The organism is Paenibacillus glacialis (assembly GCF_001637205.1).
In the GTDB taxonomy this organism is placed as follows: Bacteria; Bacillota; Bacilli; order Paenibacillales; family Paenibacillaceae; genus Paenibacillus_AQ; species Paenibacillus_AQ glacialis.
The window spans coordinates 396151-420786 of record NZ_LVJH01000007.1 but is presented as its reverse complement, the minus strand read 5'-3'; the positions used below and the strand labels follow the sequence as shown (position 1 = coordinate 420786).

General features: G+C 39.9%; 25 protein-coding genes and 1 pseudogene. 10 read left to right on the top strand and 16 right to left on the bottom strand.

What is annotated here, in order from left to right:
- Window positions 1-3: 3 nt before the first annotated feature.
- Both PGLA_RS07325 and PGLA_RS07320 read right to left on the bottom strand, forming a co-directional pair.
- Entirely contained in the window at window positions 4-753 is a 750-nt protein-coding gene (locus tag PGLA_RS07325) for an ABC transporter permease (RefSeq protein WP_068530928.1), read from the bottom strand.
- Window positions 753-1664, bottom strand: a complete 912-nt coding sequence (locus tag PGLA_RS07320) for an ABC transporter ATP-binding protein (protein ID WP_068530926.1) — start codon at window positions 1662-1664, stop codon at window positions 753-755. Before PGLA_RS07320 ends, PGLA_RS07325 begins: the two co-directional genes overlap by 1 nt.
- 175 nt (window positions 1665-1839) lie before the next feature.
- On the opposite strand from PGLA_RS07320, the gene PGLA_RS07315 reads away from it, so the two are divergent.
- Both PGLA_RS07315 and PGLA_RS07310 read left to right on the top strand, forming a co-directional pair.
- Window positions 1840-2550: a response regulator transcription factor gene (locus PGLA_RS07315; protein WP_044876589.1), complete on the top strand. Its 711-nt coding sequence runs from the start codon at window positions 1840-1842 to the stop codon at window positions 2548-2550.
- Window positions 2551-2552: 2 nt separating this feature from the next.
- Entirely contained in the window at window positions 2553-3944 is a 1392-nt protein-coding gene (locus PGLA_RS07310; RefSeq protein ID WP_068530923.1) for a sensor histidine kinase, read from the top strand.
- 592 nt (window positions 3945-4536) lie between these two features.
- Here the strand turns inward: PGLA_RS07310 and PGLA_RS07305 are convergent.
- The 3 genes from PGLA_RS07305 to PGLA_RS07295 form a co-directional block, all read right to left on the bottom strand.
- The gene (locus PGLA_RS07305) at window positions 4537-5136 is read right to left on the bottom strand and encodes a short chain dehydrogenase (protein WP_068530920.1); all 600 of its coding nucleotides are present in this window, start codon (window positions 5134-5136) and stop codon (window positions 4537-4539) included.
- Between the two features lie 62 nt (window positions 5137-5198).
- Window positions 5199-5720, bottom strand: a complete 522-nt coding sequence (locus PGLA_RS07300; protein ID WP_068530917.1) for an NAD(+) diphosphatase — start codon at window positions 5718-5720, stop codon at window positions 5199-5201.
- Between the two features lie 75 nt (window positions 5721-5795).
- Window positions 5796-6695, bottom strand: coding sequence for a LysR family transcriptional regulator (locus tag PGLA_RS07295; RefSeq protein WP_068530912.1), 900 nt, complete (start codon window positions 6693-6695; stop codon window positions 5796-5798).
- A gap of 109 nt (window positions 6696-6804) precedes the next feature.
- On the opposite strand from PGLA_RS07295, the gene PGLA_RS07290 reads away from it, so the two are divergent.
- Window positions 6805-7422, top strand: a complete 618-nt coding sequence (locus PGLA_RS07290; protein WP_068530909.1) for a histidine phosphatase family protein — start codon at window positions 6805-6807, stop codon at window positions 7420-7422.
- Window positions 7423-7659: 237 nt separating this feature from the next.
- Here PGLA_RS07290 and PGLA_RS29685 read toward each other — a convergent pair.
- Window positions 7660-7845 (bottom strand): annotated as a pseudogene (locus PGLA_RS29685) (transposase); the annotation flags it as partial.
- Between the two features lie 80 nt (window positions 7846-7925).
- Window positions 7926-8831, bottom strand: a complete 906-nt coding sequence (locus PGLA_RS07285; protein ID WP_161487855.1) for a GNAT family N-acetyltransferase — start codon at window positions 8829-8831, stop codon at window positions 7926-7928.
- Between the two features lie 194 nt (window positions 8832-9025).
- Between PGLA_RS07285 and PGLA_RS29680 the strand changes: the two genes are divergently transcribed.
- Window positions 9026-9331: a DUF3888 domain-containing protein gene (locus PGLA_RS29680; protein WP_084410821.1), complete on the top strand. Its 306-nt coding sequence runs from the start codon at window positions 9026-9028 to the stop codon at window positions 9329-9331.
- Here PGLA_RS29680 and PGLA_RS07280 read toward each other — a convergent pair.
- Window positions 9284-10693 carry an aminotransferase-like domain-containing protein gene (locus PGLA_RS07280; RefSeq protein ID WP_068530907.1) on the bottom strand — a complete coding sequence of 470 codons (1410 nt, stop codon included), beginning with the start codon at window positions 10691-10693 and terminating at the stop codon, window positions 9284-9286. The two genes, PGLA_RS29680 and PGLA_RS07280, sit on opposite strands and share 48 nt — an antisense overlap.
- A 137-nt stretch (window positions 10694-10830) precedes the next feature.
- Here PGLA_RS07280 and PGLA_RS07275 point away from each other — a divergent pair, with 137 nt between their 5' ends.
- The 3 genes from PGLA_RS07275 to PGLA_RS07265 all read left to right on the top strand — a co-directional run bounded on the left by PGLA_RS07275 (window position 10831) and on the right by PGLA_RS07265 (window position 13759).
- Window positions 10831-11766 carry a DMT family transporter gene (locus PGLA_RS07275; protein ID WP_068530904.1) on the top strand — a complete coding sequence of 312 codons (936 nt, stop codon included), beginning with the start codon at window positions 10831-10833 and terminating at the stop codon, window positions 11764-11766.
- A gap of 144 nt (window positions 11767-11910) precedes the next feature.
- The gene (locus PGLA_RS07270; RefSeq protein WP_245699743.1) at window positions 11911-12459 is read left to right on the top strand and encodes a DinB family protein; all 549 of its coding nucleotides are present in this window, start codon (window positions 11911-11913) and stop codon (window positions 12457-12459) included.
- Between the two features lie 736 nt (window positions 12460-13195).
- Entirely contained in the window at window positions 13196-13759 is a 564-nt protein-coding gene (locus tag PGLA_RS07265; RefSeq protein ID WP_068530897.1) for a GNAT family N-acetyltransferase, read from the top strand.
- 86 nt (window positions 13760-13845) lie between these two features.
- On the opposite strand, the gene PGLA_RS07260 is transcribed toward PGLA_RS07265, so the two are convergent.
- The 4 genes from PGLA_RS07260 to PGLA_RS07245 all read right to left on the bottom strand — a co-directional run bounded on the left by PGLA_RS07260 (window position 13846) and on the right by PGLA_RS07245 (window position 16492).
- Window positions 13846-14619: a CPBP family intramembrane glutamic endopeptidase gene (locus PGLA_RS07260; protein WP_068530894.1), complete on the bottom strand. Its 774-nt coding sequence runs from the start codon at window positions 14617-14619 to the stop codon at window positions 13846-13848.
- Window positions 14620-14724: 105 nt separating this feature from the next.
- A complete protein-coding gene (locus PGLA_RS07255; protein ID WP_068530891.1) occupies window positions 14725-14913 on the bottom strand; it encodes a hypothetical protein in 189 nt (62 codons plus the stop codon).
- A 216-nt stretch (window positions 14914-15129) separates the two neighbouring features.
- Window positions 15130-15375, bottom strand: a complete 246-nt coding sequence (locus tag PGLA_RS07250) for a hypothetical protein (RefSeq protein WP_068530888.1) — start codon at window positions 15373-15375, stop codon at window positions 15130-15132.
- Window positions 15376-15577: 202 nt separating this feature from the next.
- A complete protein-coding gene (locus PGLA_RS07245) occupies window positions 15578-16492 on the bottom strand; it encodes an NAD(P)/FAD-dependent oxidoreductase (protein ID WP_068530885.1) in 915 nt (304 codons plus the stop codon).
- A 620-nt stretch (window positions 16493-17112) separates the two neighbouring features.
- Between PGLA_RS07245 and PGLA_RS07240 the strand changes: the two genes are divergently transcribed.
- Window positions 17113-17376, top strand: coding sequence for a hypothetical protein (locus PGLA_RS07240; protein WP_068530881.1), 264 nt, complete (start codon window positions 17113-17115; stop codon window positions 17374-17376).
- 347 nt (window positions 17377-17723) lie between these two features.
- Window positions 17724-18089 (top strand): hypothetical protein, encoded by a 366-nt coding sequence (locus tag PGLA_RS07235; RefSeq protein ID WP_068530878.1) that lies wholly within the window; start codon window positions 17724-17726, stop codon window positions 18087-18089.
- A 494-nt stretch (window positions 18090-18583) separates the two neighbouring features.
- Here the strand turns inward: PGLA_RS07235 and hcp are convergent, their stop codons facing one another.
- From hcp to PGLA_RS07215, 4 genes are all read right to left on the bottom strand, one after another.
- The gene (hcp, locus tag PGLA_RS07230) at window positions 18584-19876 is read right to left on the bottom strand and encodes a hydroxylamine reductase (protein WP_068530875.1); all 1293 of its coding nucleotides are present in this window, start codon (window positions 19874-19876) and stop codon (window positions 18584-18586) included.
- A gap of 140 nt (window positions 19877-20016) precedes the next feature.
- The gene (locus PGLA_RS07225; protein ID WP_068530872.1) at window positions 20017-20259 is read right to left on the bottom strand and encodes an acyl carrier protein; all 243 of its coding nucleotides are present in this window, start codon (window positions 20257-20259) and stop codon (window positions 20017-20019) included.
- A gap of 4 nt (window positions 20260-20263) precedes the next feature.
- Complete coding sequence (locus PGLA_RS07220) at window positions 20264-21253, bottom strand: hypothetical protein (RefSeq protein WP_068530869.1); 990 nt, start codon at window positions 21251-21253, stop codon at window positions 20264-20266.
- Window positions 21254-21720: 467 nt separating this feature from the next.
- Window positions 21721-23727, bottom strand: coding sequence for a serine hydrolase domain-containing protein (locus tag PGLA_RS07215; protein ID WP_068530866.1), 2007 nt, complete (start codon window positions 23725-23727; stop codon window positions 21721-21723).
- 322 nt (window positions 23728-24049) lie between these two features.
- Between PGLA_RS07215 and PGLA_RS07210 the strand changes: the two genes are divergently transcribed.
- The gene (locus PGLA_RS07210; protein WP_245699742.1) at window positions 24050-24613 is read left to right on the top strand and encodes a sensor domain-containing protein; all 564 of its coding nucleotides are present in this window, start codon (window positions 24050-24052) and stop codon (window positions 24611-24613) included.
- Window positions 24614-24636: the final 23 nt, after the last annotated feature.

Here is a 24636-nt window from a genome sequence, read left to right as displayed (position 1 = left end):
CACCTATACTTCCTGTCGGGATACATGAATGCTTCCCGCGATATAAGCCACTACTCCCATGAATAAGAGCGCAATGGGCAAATACGCTCCAATGTCTCGGGCAACAAACCGCATTGTATTGTTCACGTAGTTATATGCTACAGGACATAGACCTGTATAGTAGGACCAAACAAAGATACGGCGCACCACTGCTGGAAAGAGATCCCCCGTTATGCCGATGAAGCCTCCGAGCATCCCTAGACAAAGCCCAAAGGCTTGATTTTTGACTGAAAGCGAGATCCATTGCTGCAATGCGATAACAACCATAGTGGTCAACATAGTGCCAGCCCAAAATTTAATTAACAGAAATAACGGTACAGACTGCTCAAATCCCTGCACAACACCAAAGCCTACAATAGCAAAGATTTGCAAGATGATAGCAAATAACATCAAAATACAGGCGCATATATATTTAGCCGCATAAATATGACTTCGCTTGACGGATGCTGCCATCAAGAGCTTCCATGTATTTCCTTTGTACTCCATATCGCAAATCCGTGAAGCAACTACCGCCGAAATAATGGGGAGAAATAGACCATTCATAGATGCAATCATTACGAGTACCCCATCCCATCCGACGCTGTCCGGATTACGGGATACAGACATGCTGGATGCCATGAAAGCCCATGCTAATTCCACGCACAAAAACAGGCTAATCATGAGAAACAGATGCTTACGGCGCAGTTTAAAAAATTCAAGACCGATCATTTTCATTAAAGACTTCTCTCCTTTCCCGTAAGTTCAAGGAATATGCTCTCTAAACTTTTCTTGTGTTCTTCAATACGGATTACGTCCAGCCCTGCATCTATGAGCATTCTGTTCGTTTGCGCCACCTGTGCATCGTTCATACCTTTAAAAGTTAGATAATTTTCGTTGATGATCGGCAAGAGTCCCTGGCTGTGAAGCAACTTTTTCGCTGTTTCGTTATCTGCTGTTTTGATAGCAATAGAAGACTGACTTTTACTTTGCAGCAAATCCATGCTACCTTGAAACAGCAGTTTTCCATCGCTTATAATGCCAACCGAAGTGGCAATTTGCTCAATCTCTGATAACAAATGGCTTGAAATTAAGACGGTAATACCGTAACGCTGCGGCAATGATTGAATAAGTTCCCGGATTTCACCTATTCCAGCCGGATCAAGTCCGTTTGTCGGCTCATCGAGTATTAGAAGTTTCGGAAAAGCAACCAATGCCATCGCGATTCCAAGGCGCTGCTTCATGCCAAGAGAATATTGCCCCACTTTTTTATCCTTTTGATTTTCCAAACGGACAATTTTCAGAGCATCAAACACATTTTTGTCCGGTACATCTCGCAGGCGCTGCATAATACGCATGTTCTCTAGTCCGGTAAGATGACCGTAATAAGAAGGGGATTCGATAAGTGATCCTGTTTGACTCAGAATAAACTGACGGTTTTTATCGAACTCCTTGCCAAAGACAACAACTTGACCATCGGTAGGCTTAGCAAGTCCCAGAAGCATTTTAAGGGTGGTCGATTTCCCTGCTCCATTCGGGCCGAGAAAGCCATACACATCACCTTCGTATACAGCTAGATCCACCTTACTTACCCGATATGCGTCACCATAGCGTTTTGAGAGATTGTGCGTTGAAATAATCGTATTCATCGTCTTTTTCACTCCAATTTGATTTTGTACTCAGTTCTTATTCGTAATCACAGTGTAATGGTGCAACCCTTCTTCAACCTGACGATAACCTTACGACAACCTTAAATCATCAACATACGAGTGAATTTAGTGGAATCACAGACAGTACTTTGTATAATTAAAATGGGTGATTAACATGGAAGATTTAAAACACAAAAAAATACTCATCGTTGATGATGAGCATGAAATCCGCAATATGATTGATGGGTTTCTACGCAAGGAAGGCTTTACTCGTGTATATCATGCGGGGAATTGCCAAGAAGCTATCGCGATCTGCCTGGCGGACAAGCCAGCTATCGCAATTTTGGATATCATGTTACCGGATGGCGATGGTTTTACCCTACTCTCTTCAATACGTCGTTTTTCACAAATGCCGATTCTTTTTCTCTCCGCAAGAGGTGAGGATGAACACCGATTACTCGGGCTTGGACTTGGCGCGGATGATTATATGGTCAAGCCATTTTTACCACGTGAACTCGTTCTTCGTCTTTTAGTCATATTACGACGTGTATATGCTCCACCAAGGCATGAGCCACAACCCATATTCAAACTAGGAGAACATACTGTCGATCTTGAAGGCGCCGTGGTGCAATGTAGGGCAGGTGAGCAACCATTAACAGCCAAAGAGCATGCGCTACTTACTAAACTTTATGAAAACCGGGGGCGTATTGTCACGAGCGATGCTTTATGTCAATCGGTGTGGGGCGACGACTACTACGGTTATGAGAATACCTTAATGGTGCATATCAGGCGTATTCGGGAAAAAATCGAGACAACCCCTTCTAGCCCCGAACACTTGCTTACTGTAAGAGGACTTGGCTATAAACTGATCATGAAGGAGGAGTAACCATGGACGGAGCTGTCCGCATTTTACGACGCTTTGTAGGATCGACAATGATCATTTCTGTTTTCCTGCTCGTCCTCAATCTGATTACACTTGGAACATGGGTACTCAAAGGAATGAATGACGGGCCGTCTCCGAATAGCATTACTCAAGGCATAACGAAAAATCTTCATCTGGATAACGAAAGTTATTATTTAGATGCGGAAGCTGAAAAACTATTACAGCAAAACGATGCTTGGGCCATGCTGCTTAACAACAATGGAATTGTAAAATGGAGCTATGTCCTGCCAGATGAGCTGCCCCGTTTCTATTCCCTTACCGATGTAGCGAAGTTTTCTCGCAATTATTTATTGGATTATCCTGTGTATGTATGGGAGCATGGTGATGGACTTGTTGTCATCGGTTTTCCCAAAGACAGTGTCGGCAAATACCAATTTGGTTTTCCGGTTAAATGGATACGCGATATACCTTTTCGTTCCTTTGCTTTAGTCATTGGAAATATTGCTTTGGCCTTACTTTTATCACTCTTAATCGGTTCTCGTCTCATTAAATCTATAACGCCGCTTATTCGAGGAATTCATGCTTTGGCGGAGGAACAAAGTGCCCATGTCGAGCCAAAAGGAGTACTAAGCAGTCTTGCTACAAGCATCAACCATACATCCGCATTATTACAACAACAAAACGTTGCGCTTAAAGCAAGAGATGAAGCACGTTCTAACTGGATTTCCGGCATATTCCACGATATTCGTACACCACTGTCCATGGTGCTTGGATATGCAAGTGAACTAGAAGAAAGCGAAGTCGTCCCTTTAGAACAACAACAAAAGGCTAGTATTATCCGACAGCAGGGAGAAAAACTCCGCTCACTTATTAGTGACTTAAACCTTGTCTCCATGCTAGAGTACGAAATGCAACCATTAAACACAAAGATTATAAGGCTATCGGCACTCGCACGGCATGTTGCAGCAGATTTTCTGAACAATGGTTTGGATGAACGATTTTCCTTGGAACTCGACTTCACAAATGAGCATCTGAAAGTGAATGGTGATGAAAAGCTATTACTTCGCGCCATTACCAACCTCATACAAAACAGCATTACTCATAACGAGATAGGATGTCAAATATTATTGCAAACGATAGCTTTCCCTAACAAAAAGGTTTGTCACTTTATTGTATCTGACAACGGTAAAGGGGTTCCGTCAAGCGAGTTGCCCGATTTGCTAGAATTGCCGTACTCATCAACAAGAAAACACCCTATTCATAACGGACATGGGCTAGGGCTGCCGATGGTCGCAAGAATCGTTAAGGCGCATCATGGTCAGCTTACTTTAAAGAGCGATACTGGAAGAGGCATGAAAGCAACTATTGAATTTCCAACTGTGGAGGTTAGTGTATGAAAAATCAACAGTGACCATGGAAGCTCTCTATCCCTATGATCTCCGAAGCATCGAAGAAGCGCAAAGACTAATCTAGGAATTCATTTGCTTCTATAATGAGGAAGAGCATAATGAAAATTAAACAAGCTGACGCGGTGGAATTCCGACGACAGCTTGTTGTCTAGGGCTTTTTTCTTTCAATGTCTACGATTACAGGCTTACGATATTAGTTCTAATTCACCAAATTCGCGATTTTAATCGCAATTTCCTGAGATTCACCGATTACTCTGTAATAGATGCTATCCTTCGACCAAACGACATTATACTTCTTGTCGTTAGATTCTTCAATTTCTTACTCTAATACTAAGGCATATTCTCCGTTTTGCAGTTTAATTTTTCCTTGCAAGAACCCTCCCTCTTTACAAGAGGGAGGGTTTAAATTGATGCTTACATCATACCATTACTTAGTGTTGATTATGAAGCGCTGCAAACAAAGGAATCGTTTAGCTCTACTAAGTGCCATGATCTCGAGGTTAAGGGTTGATTCATTCAACTGTGCAAAATTAATAATCTGCATGGCTAAACACCAAAGGATAAAATGTTGCTGAACCTCTCAATAAACCGTATAAGTTTGCCCTGTTTGAGCACCTTCGACGCTTTTTCGGAAAGCTTGTGCTACCCTGCTGGCAGACACAGGTTCAAAGCCAGGAAAATAAGGACCATACTTTTCCATTGATTCCACTACAACATTAGGGCTTACATTGTTAATACGTATCCCACGAGGCATTTCAATAGCCGCCGACTGAACGAAACCTCTAATTGCTCCACCAGCCATCGCGGATGACACCCCGCCCAAGATTGGATCATCCATAATAATACCTGTTGTCAAAGTAAAACTACCTCGATCATTTACATGATTAAGTCCAAGTAAGACGAGATTTACTTGTCCTTTTAATTTGCTTTGAATAGCAATTTCATTATTTTCTGGAGTCAGTTCCAGAAGAGAGCCAAAATACGCACTCCCTGTTGTACTAATAACTGCATCTACTTTGCCTACTGCCTGATACATTGTTGTGATGCTTTCGGGGGATGTAATATCAACAGAAATATCCGCTCCATTTCGTCCTGCCGAAATAATTTCATGCCGCAATGCCAATTCGCTACGAACAGCACTTCCAATGGTACCCGTTGCACCTATTATAAGAATTCTCATTTAAAAAACCTCCCTGTACAGAAAAATATTATAATAGTTCTGATTTTAAGTTTATATGTTCTTTAAACAATTCCAACTATCTGCCCAAACTCATCTGCTTCAATTTGTTCAAGAATAGTTAGTAAAAAAGACTCCGCCAAGCTTTCTTTCATAATAACCTTTCTGGCATCATCAAATGTAAACCACTCCGCATGCTCAACTTCCTGATTTATTTGCAAACGTGTCTCATCTTGTGCCACAGAGACGTAATTTAACATCAATGTATTAGATCGTTCGAAGTACTGGCTTCGCATGTATTTGAATTCATCCACATGTAGTCCTACTTCTTCCTTCACCTCACGGATAAGCGTTTCTTCCGCTGTTTCCCCGCGATTGATATAACCAGCAAGCAAGATGTAATCCTCCATATTATATTGTCGGATCAACAGCACCTTGTTACGGTCTTTGTTTAGCACTGCTGTGCTAATCGCCGTACTAAAGATAGGAAAGCGATACACCTGACACTTATTACAATACGGGATCAGTCCCTCTCCTTCACATTCCTTGGAATGTAATTCCGTTCCACAAGCATAACAATACTTCATCACTCGTCCACCTGCATTCTCTGAAATGATAGTCCATTTTTATTATACTATTGTTGCGCCACAAGCTTAATAGACTTAAGTGTCCAAATTATTGATAACTAAAGAGATAAAGTCATTAACAAACATCTCCTGATGCTCCTGTCTTCTCGTACCTAGCAGAATAGAGTTCGCTGAAGAAATCCCCGGCACTTTCACTCTGGTGAGGATATCCCGCTTAAATAAAGGTTCAGCTACCAGGGAGGAAACAAAGCTTACTCCATATCCAGACATTACAGCATGAATCGTCTCATTCAGACCATTAAATTGCAATTCAATTTTGGGAGGCGTGATCCGCTGCTCCTGGCATAGCTGAAATAATCTTTCTCTCGCCGCACTCCCCTCTTCTCTCATAATAAATGGTTCAGACGCAATTTCTTCAAGTGTAACCTCTTGCAATGAATACTTGTGACCTGGTGCCACTACGAACAAATACTCATCCCTGTACAACTCTCTGAATTCAAATAAATCTGAATTGGCAAAGGATACCCCCATGTCACTATAGACCGCTACGTCCGCCTCAAAGTTGATTAATCTTTCAATAGCATTGTGAGAGTTGACCGTAGTAATATGTACTTCAACTTCACTGAATTTTTGCTTAAATAAAGAAGCCCACTTAGGAATGAGTACACTCGTAGCAAGATAATTTCCAGCAATCCTTAATTTCCCTTCAGGATAGTTATGATGGTCTTCGATTATATAACGAACCTGATCTTCGATTGAAAATAACTGCTCCAGCGGCTTAATCAACTTGTTCCCTAACGGAGTAAGAATCAGACCTCTGCCCTGAAGTTGTAATAATTTAATATTGTTGTCTTTTTCAAATTTGTGTATTTGAGCCGAAATGGCCGGTTGGCTAATATGTAGTTTCTCTGAAGCTTTAGTTACACTACCCGTTAACGCAACATAATAAAATAATCGAAGTACATGAAGGTTCAACTGTAACGCCACCTATATATTTAATTTATGTATATTAGATATTCTATATTATTAGTTTATATCCCTACACATTATACTAGTCTTACAATACGATTAGGAGGAATACTCAATGGAAACTACTTTATATTTGACCCGTCACGGACAAACCGAATGGAACTTAGTGAAAAAGATGCAGGGGCATAAGGATTCCCCTCTTACACAATTCGGTGTTCAACAAGCCCTATGGTTAGGAGAGCGATTGTCTACTGTTCCATTTGATGCTATATATTGCAGTTCGAGTCCCAGAGCGATAACTACGGCAGGTATGATATCTGGTAATCGGTCTACTGAGATCGTGAAGCTTGATTCACTTAAAGAAATCAACATGGGACTATGGGAAGGTCAGCTTATAGAACAAATCACACAAGATTTCCCTATTCAATTTGGTCAATTTTTCAATGAACCTCACTTATACCAACCCACTGGTCAGGGGGAGAGCTATAGTGAATTAATTAACAGAGCTCTTCCTGCAATCCAAGATATCCTGACGAAACATAAGGGCCAACAAGTGCTTATTGTAACTCACCGGATCACGTTAAAAGCTATTATGAGCTTTTTTATGAATAAACAGCTGCATGAAATCGGGACCATGCCCGACATTCACCCAACTGCTCTGTGTAAAGTTACTATTCATAATGACGTCCTCAACGTTGAGTTATATGGTGACACCGCTCATTACCGGGAATAATACACGCTTTCTTGGTTAATCTTTGCTCACCAGCATAACGATGGCGAGTAGGCATCTCGATAAGTCAATATCTGCAAGGGTTAAAGAGAGTATTCATAATTGACTCTTACCTTTCAGTGCTGATATCAATGTTATGGGAACGGCATACATCTTCTCATAGATTTCGAGCGATGATCACCTAACCGATAGCCCTTAAGCCGCAAGATTTTGCGGTTTTTTTCGGCTTAATCTCGAAAATCAGTGCTTGATTAATTTGTTAAGCCGATTACGATTGCATTCTACTAAAATCCCAGTCTTATAACGATCACGATTACGCGTGAAGTAATGCCTGCGTTGATAAGCTTTGACACGATTATGACGACCTTCTACGGTTGCATTCGTTCATCGACAACGACGGTAATTGACGATCTCATCTTGCCAATTGAACAAAGAGCTACCATTCGGCAGCCCTTTCATTATTGTGCTCTCGTGTCTCGGTAGTTAATTAGAAAAAAATTATAACACTAAGCATGTGCTAATACAGGTACACAGAATTTTGAGTTTTTATCCAAGAGAAAGTTAGCCTTAATAAAGAGCATATCGTCATTATTGTCCATCGGCTCATCCTGTGCGTTCTCAGTGAATTGATCAGGTGTGAAATGAAAATGAATATTTTCCGTTTGCTCATTAGTAATACGATTAAGTAAACTATTTACATTAACATCACCTTGACTAACTACATCATACAGATGAAGGGTATGACCATCGTGTTGATAGACGATAATAGCGTCGTCCTCTTGTGAGTAATATATTGATTCGGGGATTACTTTTATTGCGTGAAACATAAAGATTCCTTGATTATTGCTAACACCAAATTGTTCTGAAATAGGTCTGCGGGACATCACCATTCGTTTGATTAATGCCAAGTCTTCTTCATTGGAACCATTCAGCTTGCGTAAGGTGGAATCCTCTTTTGGAGTTGGGCTAAATTTAAGTATGAATTGCGATTCACCAAAGGATTCAAAACCAAATTTCGGATAATAATCAATCGCAGTGCTATTAGCGAATAAGAAGAAGATATCACAATCTTGCTCGTAAATATCTAGAACATGATTCATCAACGCTCTAGAAAGCCCTTTCCCTCTGAAATCGGGATGAGTCATAACCGTTCCGATTTGAATCGCTTTCTTGTTCAACCCATTAATCACTACGTCCATTTTGCTGACAGAAACATTAGCAATGACTACATTATCTCTAAGTAATGAATAGCAGATATAACGATCATCCCAGAAACCTTTCTGATACCAATCTTCAAAATAAAAATCAAAAACTAAAGTCGTTAGTAGGTTCAAACTATCTCTGTAAGCCTTATTATCTTTATAATCGGAAACTAGGTCTATCCCAACTTCTATATTTTCATTAGAAAACACAACTATTCCCCCTACAAGTTTTATGACATACAAATTCTAGTTTACCATTAGGAGTTGTATTACTTAAGATAAATAATAGGTATAAATAAACTATCGGGGATAATAATCGAAATATTCCATTCAAAGAAAGGGATTTACTTTGAACACGATAAAGGTACTATGTATAGGCGCGTTACTCTTGAGGATGTTCCCCAGTGTGTCACTCGCTAACGAATCGACTAATCCACCAATCGACCCGCCCCCGGTTCAGATTGAACAGTCCCTCCCAGAATCACACGAACAATTTCGTGAGCATATACTTGAAGACGCTATCTTCACATTACTTCGAGATAACCGTTCAAGTTGAAACATTCACAGGTCCACACAATCCCCCAAATCACGAAATAACTTTGACAGTAAATAATGAATCGCTCGACTGGAAACTAATCAGAAGTAGTTCACGATATCCACGATTACAACGTCCGAGACAATGCCGTCAATTGTTGCATTCCTTCACGTAGTAAGGCCTCATTTGCGAAAGAAAAACTGAGACGGATCCATGAGTTCGACTCTCCCAGTGGATCACATATTTCTCCTGGAACAAAGCTGATCGACTGCGTTATGCTTTTTCTAAAGAGTGCTTCTGCCGTTATATCTCCCGGTAACTTAACCCACAGATTCAGTCCTCCCTTTGGAGCCGTCCACTCCCAGCCTGCCTTAGCAAGCTCTTCCTCCATAATCTCTTTATGAACCTGAAGCGCAATGCGCAACTTGGCGAGATGCCGCTGGAGTCGCGGTGAGGTGTAATAATGTAGGAATATTTTCTGATTGAGTTGCGGAGTACCGTTATCCGCCAAAGACTTGGCCTTGATTAACTGCTCCATGAACGGATAACGGCATGCTACAGCACAAATTCGTAGACCCGGTGCAACATACTTACTGAAACTACTGATATAGACCACCCACCCTTCCGTGTCATAAGCGAATAAAGGTAAGGGCGGTTCCTCATCAAAATATATATCCCTGAACGGATCATCTTCTACTAGCAGACAGTGGTAGCGCTCCGCCAATTCCACCAACACTTTGCGCTGCCATGCCGGAACCGTATATCCGGTAGGATTGTGGTGGGTCGGATTCATATAGAACATACGTGGCTTATGCGTGCGCATGAGCGTTTCTACTTCATCCAAGTCATATCCTTCTGGCGTGATTTGAACTGGAATAAGGCGCGCTCCTTGTCTACGAAAAATATCCATCGCTACGCTATATGTCGGTCGCTCAATTAACACGGTATCCATGGGCCCGAGCATCATTTGCGCGATCAGATTAATGGCCTGCTGCGCACCTGAAGTGATTAGTAATTCCTCCGATGATAGTTGCAACCGATGATGCTCACTGTAATGTTGGCTCAGCGATTCCCGGAGCTCATCATCCCCCTGTACCGTGGCATATGTACCCATGACCTTAGGATACATATCAAATACTTTCTTAACATAATCCGACAAATATATATTTGGCAGCAGATTGGGATCAATCAATGCCTGTGAGAACTGATACTTCGCAGGCATTCGATGAATATCGGAAAGCTGATTGGATAGTGAGTATGAGGAGACGACGCCATCTTCAACCTCTTCAGAAGATACGCTATCCGCCGACACGTAATAACCCGATTTGTCCTTTACATATACTTTGCCATCCTCAGTTAACACTCTATATGCCTTAAACACCGTCAGCCGGTGCACTTTGAATTCTTCTGCAAGCAGCCGGATCGACGGCAATTTGTCATGGGCTCTCCATTCACCCCGCTCCATACGGTTCAAGATGTTGTCAGACACTTGCCGGAACAACGGTTGGCTTTGCTCTACTCCCGTCGCTTTTTTCATAATTCCACAACACCTCTCCGCAATAACCTATTTACATTATTGTACACGATTACGCCCACAATCTGTTCTATTATATACAATCTGTTCTGTCCTAACCCTTATATGATTAACGAACAACTTTTAAAGGGGAAATGAACATGATTCTTTTAGCTTACGGACTTGTATGTCTCATCTTTGGTACGACATTTCTAGCAATCAAAATTGGAGTAGACGCCGGTGCGCCTCCCTTCTTCTCAGCGGGGCTCCGTTTTTTTCTAGCTGGTGCTATTATCTTCCTATGGATGGTATGGAAACGTAAGGCAAGCTTCTCCCTACTATTACGGAAAGAGATGATATTTACCGGGTTAACATTAACATTTGGAACTTTCTCTACCCTGTACTGGGCTGAACAGCATGTATCTTCAGGACTCGCTGCGGTGTTATCAGCTACTGGTCCGATTATGATTTTACTTCTACAAACGACTCTTCTTCGTCAAAAAGCTCCATTATACTCGATATATGGTTGTATCATCGGATTCATCGGCGTGTCGCTACTCGTTCTGCCCAATTTGTCGATGGAATTCTCTTCGTTATGGCTCATCGGTTGTGTCGCCATATTGATAGGGGAATGCTTCTATGCAACAGGAACACTCTATTCTAAAAAAGTAATCAACAGCATGTCCGAAGTATCGCCGATCGCAATGAATGCCTCACAAATGATGTATGGCGGAGCGTTGTTGTTCATTCTATCTTTGGCCACCGAAGATGTGCATCCAGAATTTCTTCTCTCTTTCAAAACAGCAGGTTCCCTGCTCTACTTGATCGTGATCGGTTCCATGGTCGGACATACCTTGTTCTACTGGCTAGTAGCCAAGACGAACCCTGTCTTCCCTTCCACCTGGCTTTATATTTCTCCTCCGATTGCTGTCGGGGTAGGCGTACTCTTTTACAATGAGACCATCTCTTGGATCACACTTCTTGGTGTAGTCACGATCATTGCTGGAACCATCCTTGTGAACGCGGGCGCATTGAGGCAATTGATATTAAAGCGAAGATCAAGAACTCAATCATTCATCAAAGAGAGTGTTCATTAGAATTTCCCATAGGGTATACACATCAAAAACACCGAATCGCCAGCGATCCGGTGTTTTCTTATTTAGTTCTGTTAGTCTTCTTCGTCAGTCTTAAGGTATGAATCTCAAACTTTTATCCCATTTCCATTTATTACGTGGTAAACTATGGGCATTAAAACCATAGCTAATGGCAGTCATACTGCCCAAGCAATTTATTACAAAGGAGTGAGGGAGATTATGGATCAAATCGTAATCAAACAACTTGAATTTGTACGCCAAATTACAATCAATGCTGTTAAGGAAATGTCAGAAGAAACGCTGGATATCATTCCTGAAGGGTTTAATAACAATGTGAGATGGAATTTGGGACATATTTACTTGATTCAAGAAATCTTTGCATTTCATTTTTCTGGTGAGCCTGTGCAAATACCTGAAAACTTTAAGCGATTATTTGCAAAAGGTACAAAACCAGCCGATTGGAACGAGGAACCTCCAACCCTTGAGGTATTACTTGAGTTGCTTACTGAGCAACCCAAACGTATTCAGGAATCTTTACACAATCGCTTAGCCGAACAAGTGAAAACACCATTCACAACAGGTAGTGGTATAACTTTAAGTACAATAGGAGAATTCCTAAACTTTTCAATCTATCACGAGGGAATGCACTATAACACGATAAATATACTTAAACGATTCGCAGATAAAAGCCTATAAACACATGGATCTATCGCATTTATAATGACCATACAAGTGACAATATTTTACTTTTTTTAATTTATGTAAGTATACTCATCCTATCACCGCAAAGCCGCATAGTTATGCGGTTTTTATTTGCGTCAATTTCTTTATTCTAGGAACCCCTATTCGCACTCACACCCAGCCCATGAGGATGGCGAAGATCGGCAAAGTGAGCGTGGCATCATGGGAATGCTAAAATAAGCAACTGCTTTAGAAATGGAAGCTTGTTCAAAATAATAAATACTATCGTTCGATTCAACCATGGCTTCGTAGCAGAACTTTTTTGTTTGAGTAGTGAGTCTATTCGAAAAATTGTCTACATAAACTTAAAAGCCAGAAATAATAATATAAAAGGAGATTAACATGTCAAAAAATCATAGAGGCAAAGGTTTAAGCAAATTACCATCCAGAGGAAGAGGAACATGCCCTATTTGTAAGGCAGAGCGAATCAAATTATTATATGTAAGTGTACAAGATGATGGTAATAAACTAACAGTATGCAAGAGATGTCAAAACAAAAAAATCAGTGCTTGATGTATGCAGATGCTTGAACGTAATGTTCGGGCATCTGTATTTGATTTTCAATCACGATCATAGAAATGATTAATAACAAAAATCCACTAATTTAACGAGTGATAGTGAATTATATTATAGTAATCCACACCATACTCAAAGTATGATGTTTTTATATAATTCTAGGAGTGTGAGCTACATGATAACCAAATGTTTTGTTCCATTTCCAACATTAGAAACTGAAAGATTGATCCTTCGATTCGTTGAGGATACCGATGTGGAACACTTATACGAAATACTAAGTGATGCCGAAAACGCCAAATTCGATTATTTCCACCCGTTAACATCAATAGAGCAAGCACAGAAATTTATAGATCGATTTAAGAAAGAATTAGAAGACAATGAAGAAATCACTTGGGGGATTGTTTTAAAAGAAAGCAATACATTTATCGGAACTTGTTGCTTCGGAAATTTTGACGATGGAGCTAGAAGAGTAGAAATTGGTTATAATTTCGCGCGAGCACACTGGGGTAAAGGTTATGCAACTGAAGCACTGTCAGCAATTATTGATTATGGGTTCACCTCTATGAATCTTAATCGGATTGAATCTACAATAACACCTGGTAATGATGCATCTGTTAAAGTATTGAGCAAACTAAATTTCGTTCATGAGGGAATCGTAAGAGAACGAGATTTGATCAAAGGAAAATTAGAGGATGGCATCATGATGTCCATTCTTAAGAGAGAATATCCATTGAAATAACGTTAACTGCGCTCAATAAATCAGGCCGACCAAAGACATTTCTTGGTCGGCCTGCTCATTTATTTCTGCATAAATACCATATCTGATCAGACAGTTACTTGATCATTCTCGATGTTCATCTTTTTCCTACGCAATAATACGGTGATCAAATAGATTCCGTATACCAAATATATAATATTTAATATAGAAACAGCCATAAGTTCTTTATCAACGATATCACTGCTCGTTAATTGAGCAAATGTATCGAACATAAAATGAAATGCGATCAAGGGAATAATGTTGTTTGTCGTTTCTATAAGCAGAGCAAGAATAAGACCGATTAGAAGCGCATTGATGACTTGCAGTAAGGTAGATACCAAATCCTTTCCGCTTAGCGCATTTGCCATATGTAGAATACCGAAGAATATAGAAGAAAAGACGATGTAAAAAACGGGCCCTTTGGACTGTAGCTTTTCTCTAATGATCCCTCTGAAAATCGATTCCTCCGTATAGCCGACAAGTAAAGAAAAAATAATAACAAGTATAATTTGAGCTACCGTAAGTTCAAAGTTGAAGCCCCCCATGATCGGCTGAACAAGCACTATAATAAGCAATGGAATATAATAGAGCGTTACCTTTTCTTTGCGGATATTTATTTTGTTAAAACCAAATATTCCAAACGACCGATCCCTTTTTCTCATGTACAACGTAACCATCACTGCCATTATCAAAAATGCACAGCCTTGGGCAATCATGATGCCTGTGTCTTTTAAACCTACTATCGTCGCGACAGTCGATGCCACTGCAACCAATAAGGTTAGCAAAATCCCAAACATGATTGAAAATAAAATCGGATGTCCTTTGGTTACTTTTTCTTTCATCGATTTCTCTCCTCTTATATCATGCATATTTTGTTACCTCAAACCACACCCAAATAATCTATTCAAAGGCGGGTTACGAACTATCCATAAAAACACAGCGAGCCATTAACCTATAATTGATTGTAATTTGCCACCCACGATATTCAATAGCTCAAGAAACCCTTCAAATGCGTACGTGAAAGTACCAGGAATATTAAACAAGTCAAAATCAGGGTTTCTTAATGAATATCCAAGAAATAATGAAAAAGATAATCCCAATATAACAATTAAAGTGTTCTTTACTGCTACCTTCATATTACACCTCCAATTCCAGGAATATTATACCATAATAAATATAATTCACTATCATGAAACATAAGATAAACTAAGCAATTCACTTCTATTGTATGCATGTTGTAAAATGTAAATATCATGAGTCATTTTTACTGAATACAAAAAAAGACTACTTGAACATAAAGTAGCCGTGACATAATCATTAGAAGCAATTCGTTGTTGGTTTCAAGCAAAACGCTAACTAAGTTTACTTTTGATCACAAAATTGCGTACTTTCATCCATTTTCCTGAAACAAATTCATCAATCGTTCCCGTTTTCGGTCTAACACAAAATCGATGTTGTGTCCCTCTATCAAACCCCGAGGCTTCATAAATTAAGCTATCACCTATTTGTTCCTTATAATACACCTGCTTCAATCCCAACCTATTCAACATTTCAATCTTTACTTTCTCAATATATGTGCGTGAATATACCTTAGACATATGTGTTCCTCCTAGTAGTGGTAGTCATATTATATAATCAATATTAAGAAATCAACAATAGATTATGAATCACTAAGGAGACCTTAGGAGGTAAATATATATTGGAACAAGTTGAATCAGATCAATTTTAGGTCATGATAGCGCCCCTGCCACTAACAGGAGTAGAGAAATTTAATGAATAGGAATGTAAAGTTTTGTAAAGCTAGTTCTTGCTATTCCAGACTTCTGAAAGTAGCTCACCATTTATGCTCACACCCGCCAGTGCACCCAAAGATGCGGCTGTAACCACCAGATGCATTTCCGATGCTACATCTCCGGCACTATAAATACCAGGTACGTTCGTTTTACCAAACTCATCGACGATGACAATCCCTGCTTCTGTGGTCTGGCACCCTAATGCTTGCGGTAAGTCTGATCCTGTTACAAGCTTCGGTGCAAAGAAAATCCCTGTACATGGAATGACCGTTCCGTCCTCCAGTACTACGCTCTGCGCCATGCCATCGCTAGATTCGATACGTTGGATTGCTGCGTCAAATGCTGGAATGTTATGTTGCTTAATCTCTTCGCGTTGTTCATTCGTCCATTCATCAGGTCCATTGGTGCAGATTGTATATTGGTCTGTCCACCCAGCTAGACTTTTTGCCAAGTGTATCGCTTTCTCTCCATGAACAATCAAGACTAGTGGCTGGTCTCGTAATTCCCAACCATCACAATAAGGACAGATAAATGCGCTAGTACCATATACATCTGTCAACCCATCAATATTCAAGGGGAGGTCCTTCATCCCTACTGCAAAGAGCAGCTTTTTACTCCTATAGGTCGTTGCCTGTGCGGTCGTAATTTGGAAATCACCATCGGTTCCCGTGATCGTTACAGCCGTATCCTTCACAAATTGAACAGCGGGATAAGCCTTAATCTGCTCCATAGCAATTCGCCGTAATTCCCTTGGACTGATACCATCTCTGGAAAGCAAACCGTGAGACTCACGAGTAACCCGATTACGCGGACGCCCTTCATCAATAACCACTACGCTTTTTCTTGCCCTTCCTAACACAAGCGCTGCATTCACCCCCGCAGGTCCGCCGCCAATAATCGCTACATCGACATGTTGCTCCATAATAGCCATCCTCCAGGTCCTTCATTATCCATAATTAAATCACTAATAGATATTACTACTGTCTACTGACTCGTTACTATTAAACTGTGCCCAGTTCCTACTGGATCGTATGCTTCAATGCTTCTGTAAGTACTGTTGCATACTGCCGTTCAGCACCGTTCATACCCCATTATCGGATGCTTACTAATCTTTATCCTTGCACAAAAAAAAATTTATAATCATATTTATTCATAATTATTTCAAGGTTATCCTTAACTCTTGAGCTGTTAGATATTTGGAAGTAACAAGGATATAAATCCTCTAATCCTCTAAGCAGCAAAAAGACACTAACGAGGGGGTTTATTGAAGTGATAAGAAGAGCATAATAATCAATAATAGCTAGGCACTGGATATAATGTTACACATTTTATCTATTATAAAAAGGGATAGAGTCATCAGATTACATCTGATTCTCTATCCCTTCTTCCCTCATGATTTACAATTACATTATGAATTGATTGTCAGAAGTAAATAAAGTATTAGACTGGAAAATAAAGTACTAGACTCGGAGAATAAAGTTGTAGACTGACCAACCGTGGCCGGCTCGAGCAAGCTGCAACGCTCGCTCCGAATTCTTCACGATGAAGCCTGGCTTCCCGATCGGTGGCTTGTTACTTGATGAATTCCTAAAACGTCTTCAGACCATAAAAGAGGACGGAATAAGAATTGTCACGATTGATATGGAAGTTGAAAATATTGAGCGAAAAAGCGAAGAGGTTTTGTTTGACTTCATCATCCATACTTTTTTCGAAGGGGAGTGTTCGGAAGAGTGGGTTTATCAAAAGATGGAAGCTGCACTTAAGACATCTCTAGTTCCTTTTAATTGGATGAAGATTGGCAGATAGGTTCTTTGGGAGAAATGAATTTCTGCCATTTAAAATACAGGCCCTAAAATCTCCCGCATGATAGTTTTATAACATCAACATAATAGGCGCAGCTTAACTCCTTTAAAAGAGAAGAGGCTGCGCTTTTTCGGATAAATTTCGCAAATAAATCGGTCATTCTTGAGCGATGCATTGTTGAGTGCTATAAATTGGTTTAAACAGTAATAATGTATTTAATTGTGTGAATACTGACATAATCTGTTATAGTAATTTATAGAAGGATTTAGGCACATTTAATAGAACGCTGGCCAGCATTCACATCTTTAGAGACTCCTTCTCTTAGTCTCTCAATAGAAAGGATGAATGTAATGAAAGCGAAAAGGTTAACGATATTAATGCTCTCTGCTGTAATGCTCTTCATGTTTACTTCAATTGCAAGCGCTACCACTTATTTAAACCAAACAGATATTCGTACTGGTCAAGGATCTTTAAAAGTTTCTGGTCAGGTGTATGTTGATGGAGGTGGAGTCGTAATAGCTCAGGTTTATCGTACCGTAAACGGTGTAGACGAGTATGTTAAAATGGGTTCAAATGTTCTCAGCCCTCCTAGCGGAGGCTCAGGCACAGTTATTTTCAACTTTACTATAAATGACTTGCCGCAAGACACTTATAAGATTAAATACTCCTACGGCGGCAATCTATCGCACCTCAACATTAACAGCTATTTTTTATAGCTTTTAGAACAAAAAACCTCCTTTGTAGATTGTTTACATTGGCGGTTTTTTTTCCAATTGAGCAATTGAAAAATTAGCATAAGCCTAGCTTCGCGATCGGCGCACCGGCTACAGCGGCCGACTCAAGCAGCTACAGCTCACGCTACGGGATTCTTCACGAAGAAGCCTGGCTTTCCGATCGCGCCGGCAACGGAGTCCGGCATGAGCAGTCTAAAACTTTATTTTCTTCGTACAACACTGACATGTGATATATGCATGAACGAAAAAAAGATGGGTAACACAAAGCGTAGCTAACACTCTGCATTACTCATCAATTTATAAAATGTGTAACATGATATATAACATGTTATTTTTATAGGTTAAGATGGGCTTCTGTCCCCTTCAATATTACAGAGTATTAGTGTCTTTAGTGGTATTAACCACGAGTATCATTCGGGGAGTATGTTACCTTCTTCAAAGTTGTACTACATTTATTAAGTTCAACTTCTGAACCCTTACGACATCGCCAACATCGCGTGCATATCTTCCTCGGCAGTGGTAATCAACTTCAATCCAAAAGTCTCTACGAGAACATCCAGTACGCCAGAAGAGATGAACTCAGGTGGCTTCGGCCCGATACGAATGTCCTGAATACCGAGGCTGAACAAGCCCAGCAGGATGGCGACCGCTTTTTGCTCAAACCAAGACAGCACGATGCTGACGGGTAGCTCGTTCACGGTACAGTCAAAAGCATCTGCCAAGGCCATCGCAATTTTCACAGTAGAACCGGAATTGTTGCATTGTCCAAGGTCAATATAACGCGGAATGCCGGTGTCTCCCACAGTGCCATAATCTACGTCATTAAAGCGGAATTTCCCGCAAGAAGTGGTTAAAATGACAGTATCGTTCGGCAAGGACGTCGCCAACTCACGGTAATAATTGCCGCCTGGACCCGGCGCGTCGCAGCCTGCAATGACGAAAAATCGGCGGATATGCCCGTCTTTGACAGCCTGAATGATCTCGGGAGCGAGTCCGATCACGGTCTCATGGTGATACCCAGTCGTGAGCACCTGTTCTGACTCTATATCTGCCGCAGGTAGCGATAAAGCACGCTCAATCAGTGGGGAGAAATCGTCATCCATGATCTTCTCGACACCTTCAAGCCCCGCTACTTCATAAGAGAAAAAGCGATCCGCATATGTGCCTTTAATCGGCATTACACAATTCGTGGTCGCGAGAATCGCACCTGGAAACTTCTCGAAGAGTCTACGCTGATCGTACCAAGCTTTGCCGATGTTGCCTTTCAGATGCCCGTACTTCTTCAAAGCAGGATAACCGTGAGCTGGCAGCATTTCCGAGTGGGTATAGATGTTGATGCCCTTTCCCTCCGTCTGCCGCAGCAATTCCTCCAATGCATACAAATTATGTCCTGTCACCACAATACACTTGCCTTCAATTTTATTCTGGCTAACTGTGATCGGCTGTGGAATGCCAAAGCGATCCGTATGCGCGCGATCCAGCACATCCATGATTCGCACAGCTGCATCTCCGACCTTCATCGCCATCTCCAGATGCTCTTGCACATTAAAATTGGAATTGGTCAATGTCATGTACAAAGCTTCGTGGGTGATTCGATCCACCTCGGGATCGCTATATCCTAGTTGTCTGGCATGTGTCGCATAGGCTGCAATGCCTTTTAACGCAAAAATCATCGTGTCCTGTAGACTAGCTATGGTTTCATTCTTCCCGCATACCCCAACCACAGTACATCCGCCATTCGGTGTCTGTTCACACTGGTAACAAAACATATTGGTTTTCCTCCCTATATAGATAATCATTCATTATCCACAGCGTAACAGAGCCCCAAACCTACTGGTGTGATTACAAACACAAAACTTTGGAACGTTATTTGTCCATTACCCTGGTTAACTATAGGTTTCTTCACTCTTTAAGATAATTTATCTTCAACGTATCTAATGATATTGTTAACTGTAGTTAGATCATAAAGAATATAGTCCTTATCTTGAATTTCAATTTCGAATTTCTTTGAGATATCAATGATAATTTGTACATATGAGATTGAGTCAATACCTGATAAATAATCAAGATGATCATCGTAGTACTTTTCAAGTACAATGACATTGTGTTTTTTGAATATTTCAATGATTAATTCTTCAACCGGAGCTTTCATGAAATCACCTCGTATAATTAATAAATGACAACCACATTTTTTTCTCATCACCAATTAACTGTGTCGCTTTAGTTCGGATTAATTCCAAATCGATATTTTTATCTTCAGAAATGGTTTTACTGATAAATATAAATTTTATGGACTTCCAACCATTCTGAATTTTTTTGATACTTGTCTCCAAATCTTTATGAACCACTTCATCTATCAAGTTAAATTCATATAAAGACTGAAATAAGAACTCATTTCCCTTATGGCGACTACTAATGATATTGATTCCAATTAAAGAAATGTCGATATAATCATTAAATTTAACCATATCTTTTATATCCCAAAGATTGTCAAATGTGAAAGAATCAAGTTCAACTACTAAACGTTCAGCATTACGTGAAACTTCATCTATACTTAACCTATAGGGTTCAACTTGTTTTTGAAGATGATAAATGTATACATGAGGTCGTTTATAGCTTGGGTACACCATTGCATCAGAGTTATTAAATGCTGTTATGAGTCTCTCCTCGGGAATCAGATGCGTTCCATACCCATTCGTATCATCATCTAATACTTGATACATTTTTGTTTCAGGATCATAACCCTGAATAATAGAATAATGACTCATATGAAATTTGTTCCATGCGACATTATTAGGTAACCAATAAAATAAATCTACATTAATTCTAAATAATTGCTTTTTATCAATTAGTTCGTGTAGTTCAGTTAAGAATTTTTCCTTGTCTCTGAATTTATAAGAAGTTTCTTTCTTGATCACCTGTTTTAATACAAATTTTCTCCATTTTTTTTCATAGTTCAGAACATTAATCGTTGGAGATTTGAATAAGGGATCTATGGCTGCTCCCCACACTTTGTAATGATAGTTATTCATATAAGCAGCATATCTATAACTAGGATCCTTATGAATAGCAATCGTAAATGCAGAATTAAGAATACAATTCATCCAAAATTCGTTATATGGTTTAAGCTCCATTGAGTATTGCATTTAGTGACCACTCTTTCTTTACGATGTCATATATCCAGAAAAATAGTTTGCGATTATATGGAAAAATAAAATCTGATAATATATAAATATATCAAATTTATTATACAATGGTAATTTTTACTATCATAGTTAATATAACAACAATTTGTTATAATTATCAACTATTAATTACAATAAACGACATATGTACACCAAACACCCATCCTTGAAACAATGGCTTTACCACAATAAAGCAGGCCGACCAAGGTCATCTCTTGGTCGGCCTGCTCATCTTTTTCATAAACACCACGTTTAACTAAGCATATACTTGGATGTTTATCTTTTTCTTATGCAATAAAAATGAAATAAAAGATAAGATTCTCATGCTAGAAATAGAATTGTCCATATTACAATCACTATTCCAGTGCTACTATAATCGCATAAATATAACTTTAACGCATACATCCCATTATGCTCATCACCTAAATCTATTTGGTCTTGATTGGCAACGTATAGTATCCAAATGCAAGATCAAGTAAAGCACTAGCTTCTTGACGAAGTAAAGGTTGTTTAGAGCGGAAATCGACGGAACCATCCGCTTTTACTTTTGTATCTGGATCTACAATACCTTGAGAAACTAGTGCGGTGATCGCTTTAACCGCCCAAGGATCCGTGTTACCCGTCAGCTTAATATCCGTTGCGGGTTCGGCTTGTTTTAGATTTTGAATCATAACCGCTGCGATTTGTCTTGTAATTGGGGCATTACGATCAAATCCAGGTATGCCTTTTTTCGTTAATTCTTTATTCGCCCTAATGTAATCAGGAATTATCCATCCGTGGGCAAGAATAAGGGTATCCATAAACTCGCCTTGGGTCACTTTGCCAAGCGGGTCAAAATTGTTGCCTGATTTAGCACTTATCACATCCAGCGAATGCAGATTGTCGATGTAGGTTTTATATACGCTGTCATCAGGTACATCTGCGAATGCTGGCTTCGGATGAACTTTGCGTGCATCTGAAACAAAATCAAGGCTATTTGGATTTGTATAATAGAAGTATTCTATCTGACCTTTATGATCCTTCTTAAAAGCCAGTTTGTTACCAGATTCATCTTCAAACAATAGCGGGTTAATCATTTTTAACGTATGTTTGCCGCTAGCTCCTGTCTCCATAAGCAGCTTCCCATCTGCATATGTAAAGTTAGTTTTCAAGAAATAGAATCGGGTGTTCTGGTAAGATCCAACGTATTTAGTCGCATCTGACTCACTCAGTGGGATGTAAGTCTTTTTCTCTGGGGCTCTCTCGTCAGGGAAATAGTGATCCATGAAGGCTTCATAAACTTCTAAACTCATCATCGTATCATTGTTGTAGGACATGTAAAAAGCGGTATTTTTCTCTGGCAATAATACGATCAAAGATTGATGACCAGGCAGGCTACCTCCCTTGAGGACGACATGATGACCATTCATAAGATCATTACGATACCCTTCAAATCCTCCAACCGTCGTCATAGGAAGTGATTTGTCGGCAAACACCGAGTAGGTTTGCATCTGCTTTGCTGTTTTCTTGCTAATAATTTTCTTCCCTCCAACTGTCCCCTGTTGTTGAAACATGATCAAATACTTGGCCATGTCATCTCCTGTTGAAAGGATACTACCATGGCCCCCATCGGTTGGCGCATGTCCAAATGCCGGATGAGGTTTGCCATCTGGATCATAGTGCGTGGCCATTCTTGATAGAAGTTCTGGGGTGAAACGAACACTAGTAGAACCCATCCCTAACGGCTTGAACACGTTCTTTTCCATATACTGGTTGAATGGGATACCACTTACGGTCTGTACCGCATAACCAGCGAGTAGAAAAGCATAATTATCATAGGTGTAAGCCTCTCCAGGCGTCCGAACGACCGTCGGCATATGCTCCGTCATATACTGCCTCATTGGAATGTCTTGATACACCATTTCGGGTGATATATCGGTTGATATATCCGGATAATCAAATCCAGTTGTGTAGGTCAGCATATCGTACATGGTTAACGGTTTATTCGTTTTATTAGGTACTTTCATGCCACCAAGATACTCGTTGATATTGTGCTTAAGATCGATCTTTCCTTTTTCTGCAAGCTGCAAGGCCGCTAAGGCGGTAAATGTCTTCGAAACGGAAGCGATTTGGAAGACGGTATCTTTATTTACAAGTGTTTTCTTTTCCTTATTGGCATAGCCATACCCTTTATTTACGAGCACTTTGCCGTCTTTGACGACTACAAAATTAGACCCGTTCACATTGTATTTCTTCATTTTTTCCGCAAACACAGGATCCATGAACGCCTGAATTTCTTTTGAATTTATAGGGCCTTTCGAGCTTACCTTAGTTGTTTGCTTATTAGATACGGTTTTGTTAGGTGCTGCACTGGCTTCCAGCGCTGTAAAAGTTGTAAAAACAGTTGAAGATAATAGTAGAGCCGCAAGAGTGAGATTAAGAGTCGTTTTTTTCATAGCTTTATTCTCCTTTAAATGGTTATTAGTATTTTTCGTTGATCTCATTCTGATACGGGTTAAAGACTGTTTACGGTTCCCCCTTCCAGCGTGTGTATTGAATGGATAACACTTTCTCAGTATCACAATATGGTTGTCATCCTAACAAGTTACCTTCTGTCACCTCTTTAACTTTTGGCTCCATATCAGCTTATTTACATGTCATATGACATTTTGACACTAGTTAATATGAGAGTTGGAAAGCTAAACTACGGTTGATTATATAGGCCCCAACAAACATTAGAGAGGTGTAATAAAATTGAAAAATCGAATTGTATGTAACATGCAAAACATGGCATTCTTGTTACTCACTTTCACTACGGGATTGTTTTATTTTTGTTTTTATCTAGTCAGCCTTATGTTAGGTGTAAGCTTGTCTTTTACAGTAATAGGGATTCCATTGCTTACCTATGTCATGCGTTCTACACAAACATTCGTACGATATGAACGTATTCAGACAAAGATTTATACGGATATCTCCATAGAGGCCTATGAAGGAAAACAACCAATAGAAGGTTCGCTTTGGATGCAAGCTAAAGAAGAACTTCTTGATCCTCGTAACTGGAGAGCGATTCTTTGGTTGATGCAGAAACTGATTGTTGGGTTAGTGTGTCTTATCTGTGCAGTTATCTTGTACATCGTGCCTATAACATTAATCTTAACTCCTTTCCTAATGCCATTTGAAGGAATTTACTTCATGAATATGCCTATAGATACATTGCCAAAATCTCTGCTTATCATGGTTGTGGGAATTATCCTTGCTATCTTTGGATCATGGTTGGGAAATCGTATCGTAAGAATGATTGGAAATTATACTCGTCTTATGATCAAAGCGATTAAAGGATAACCTGCTTAAATCCCTCCATGCTT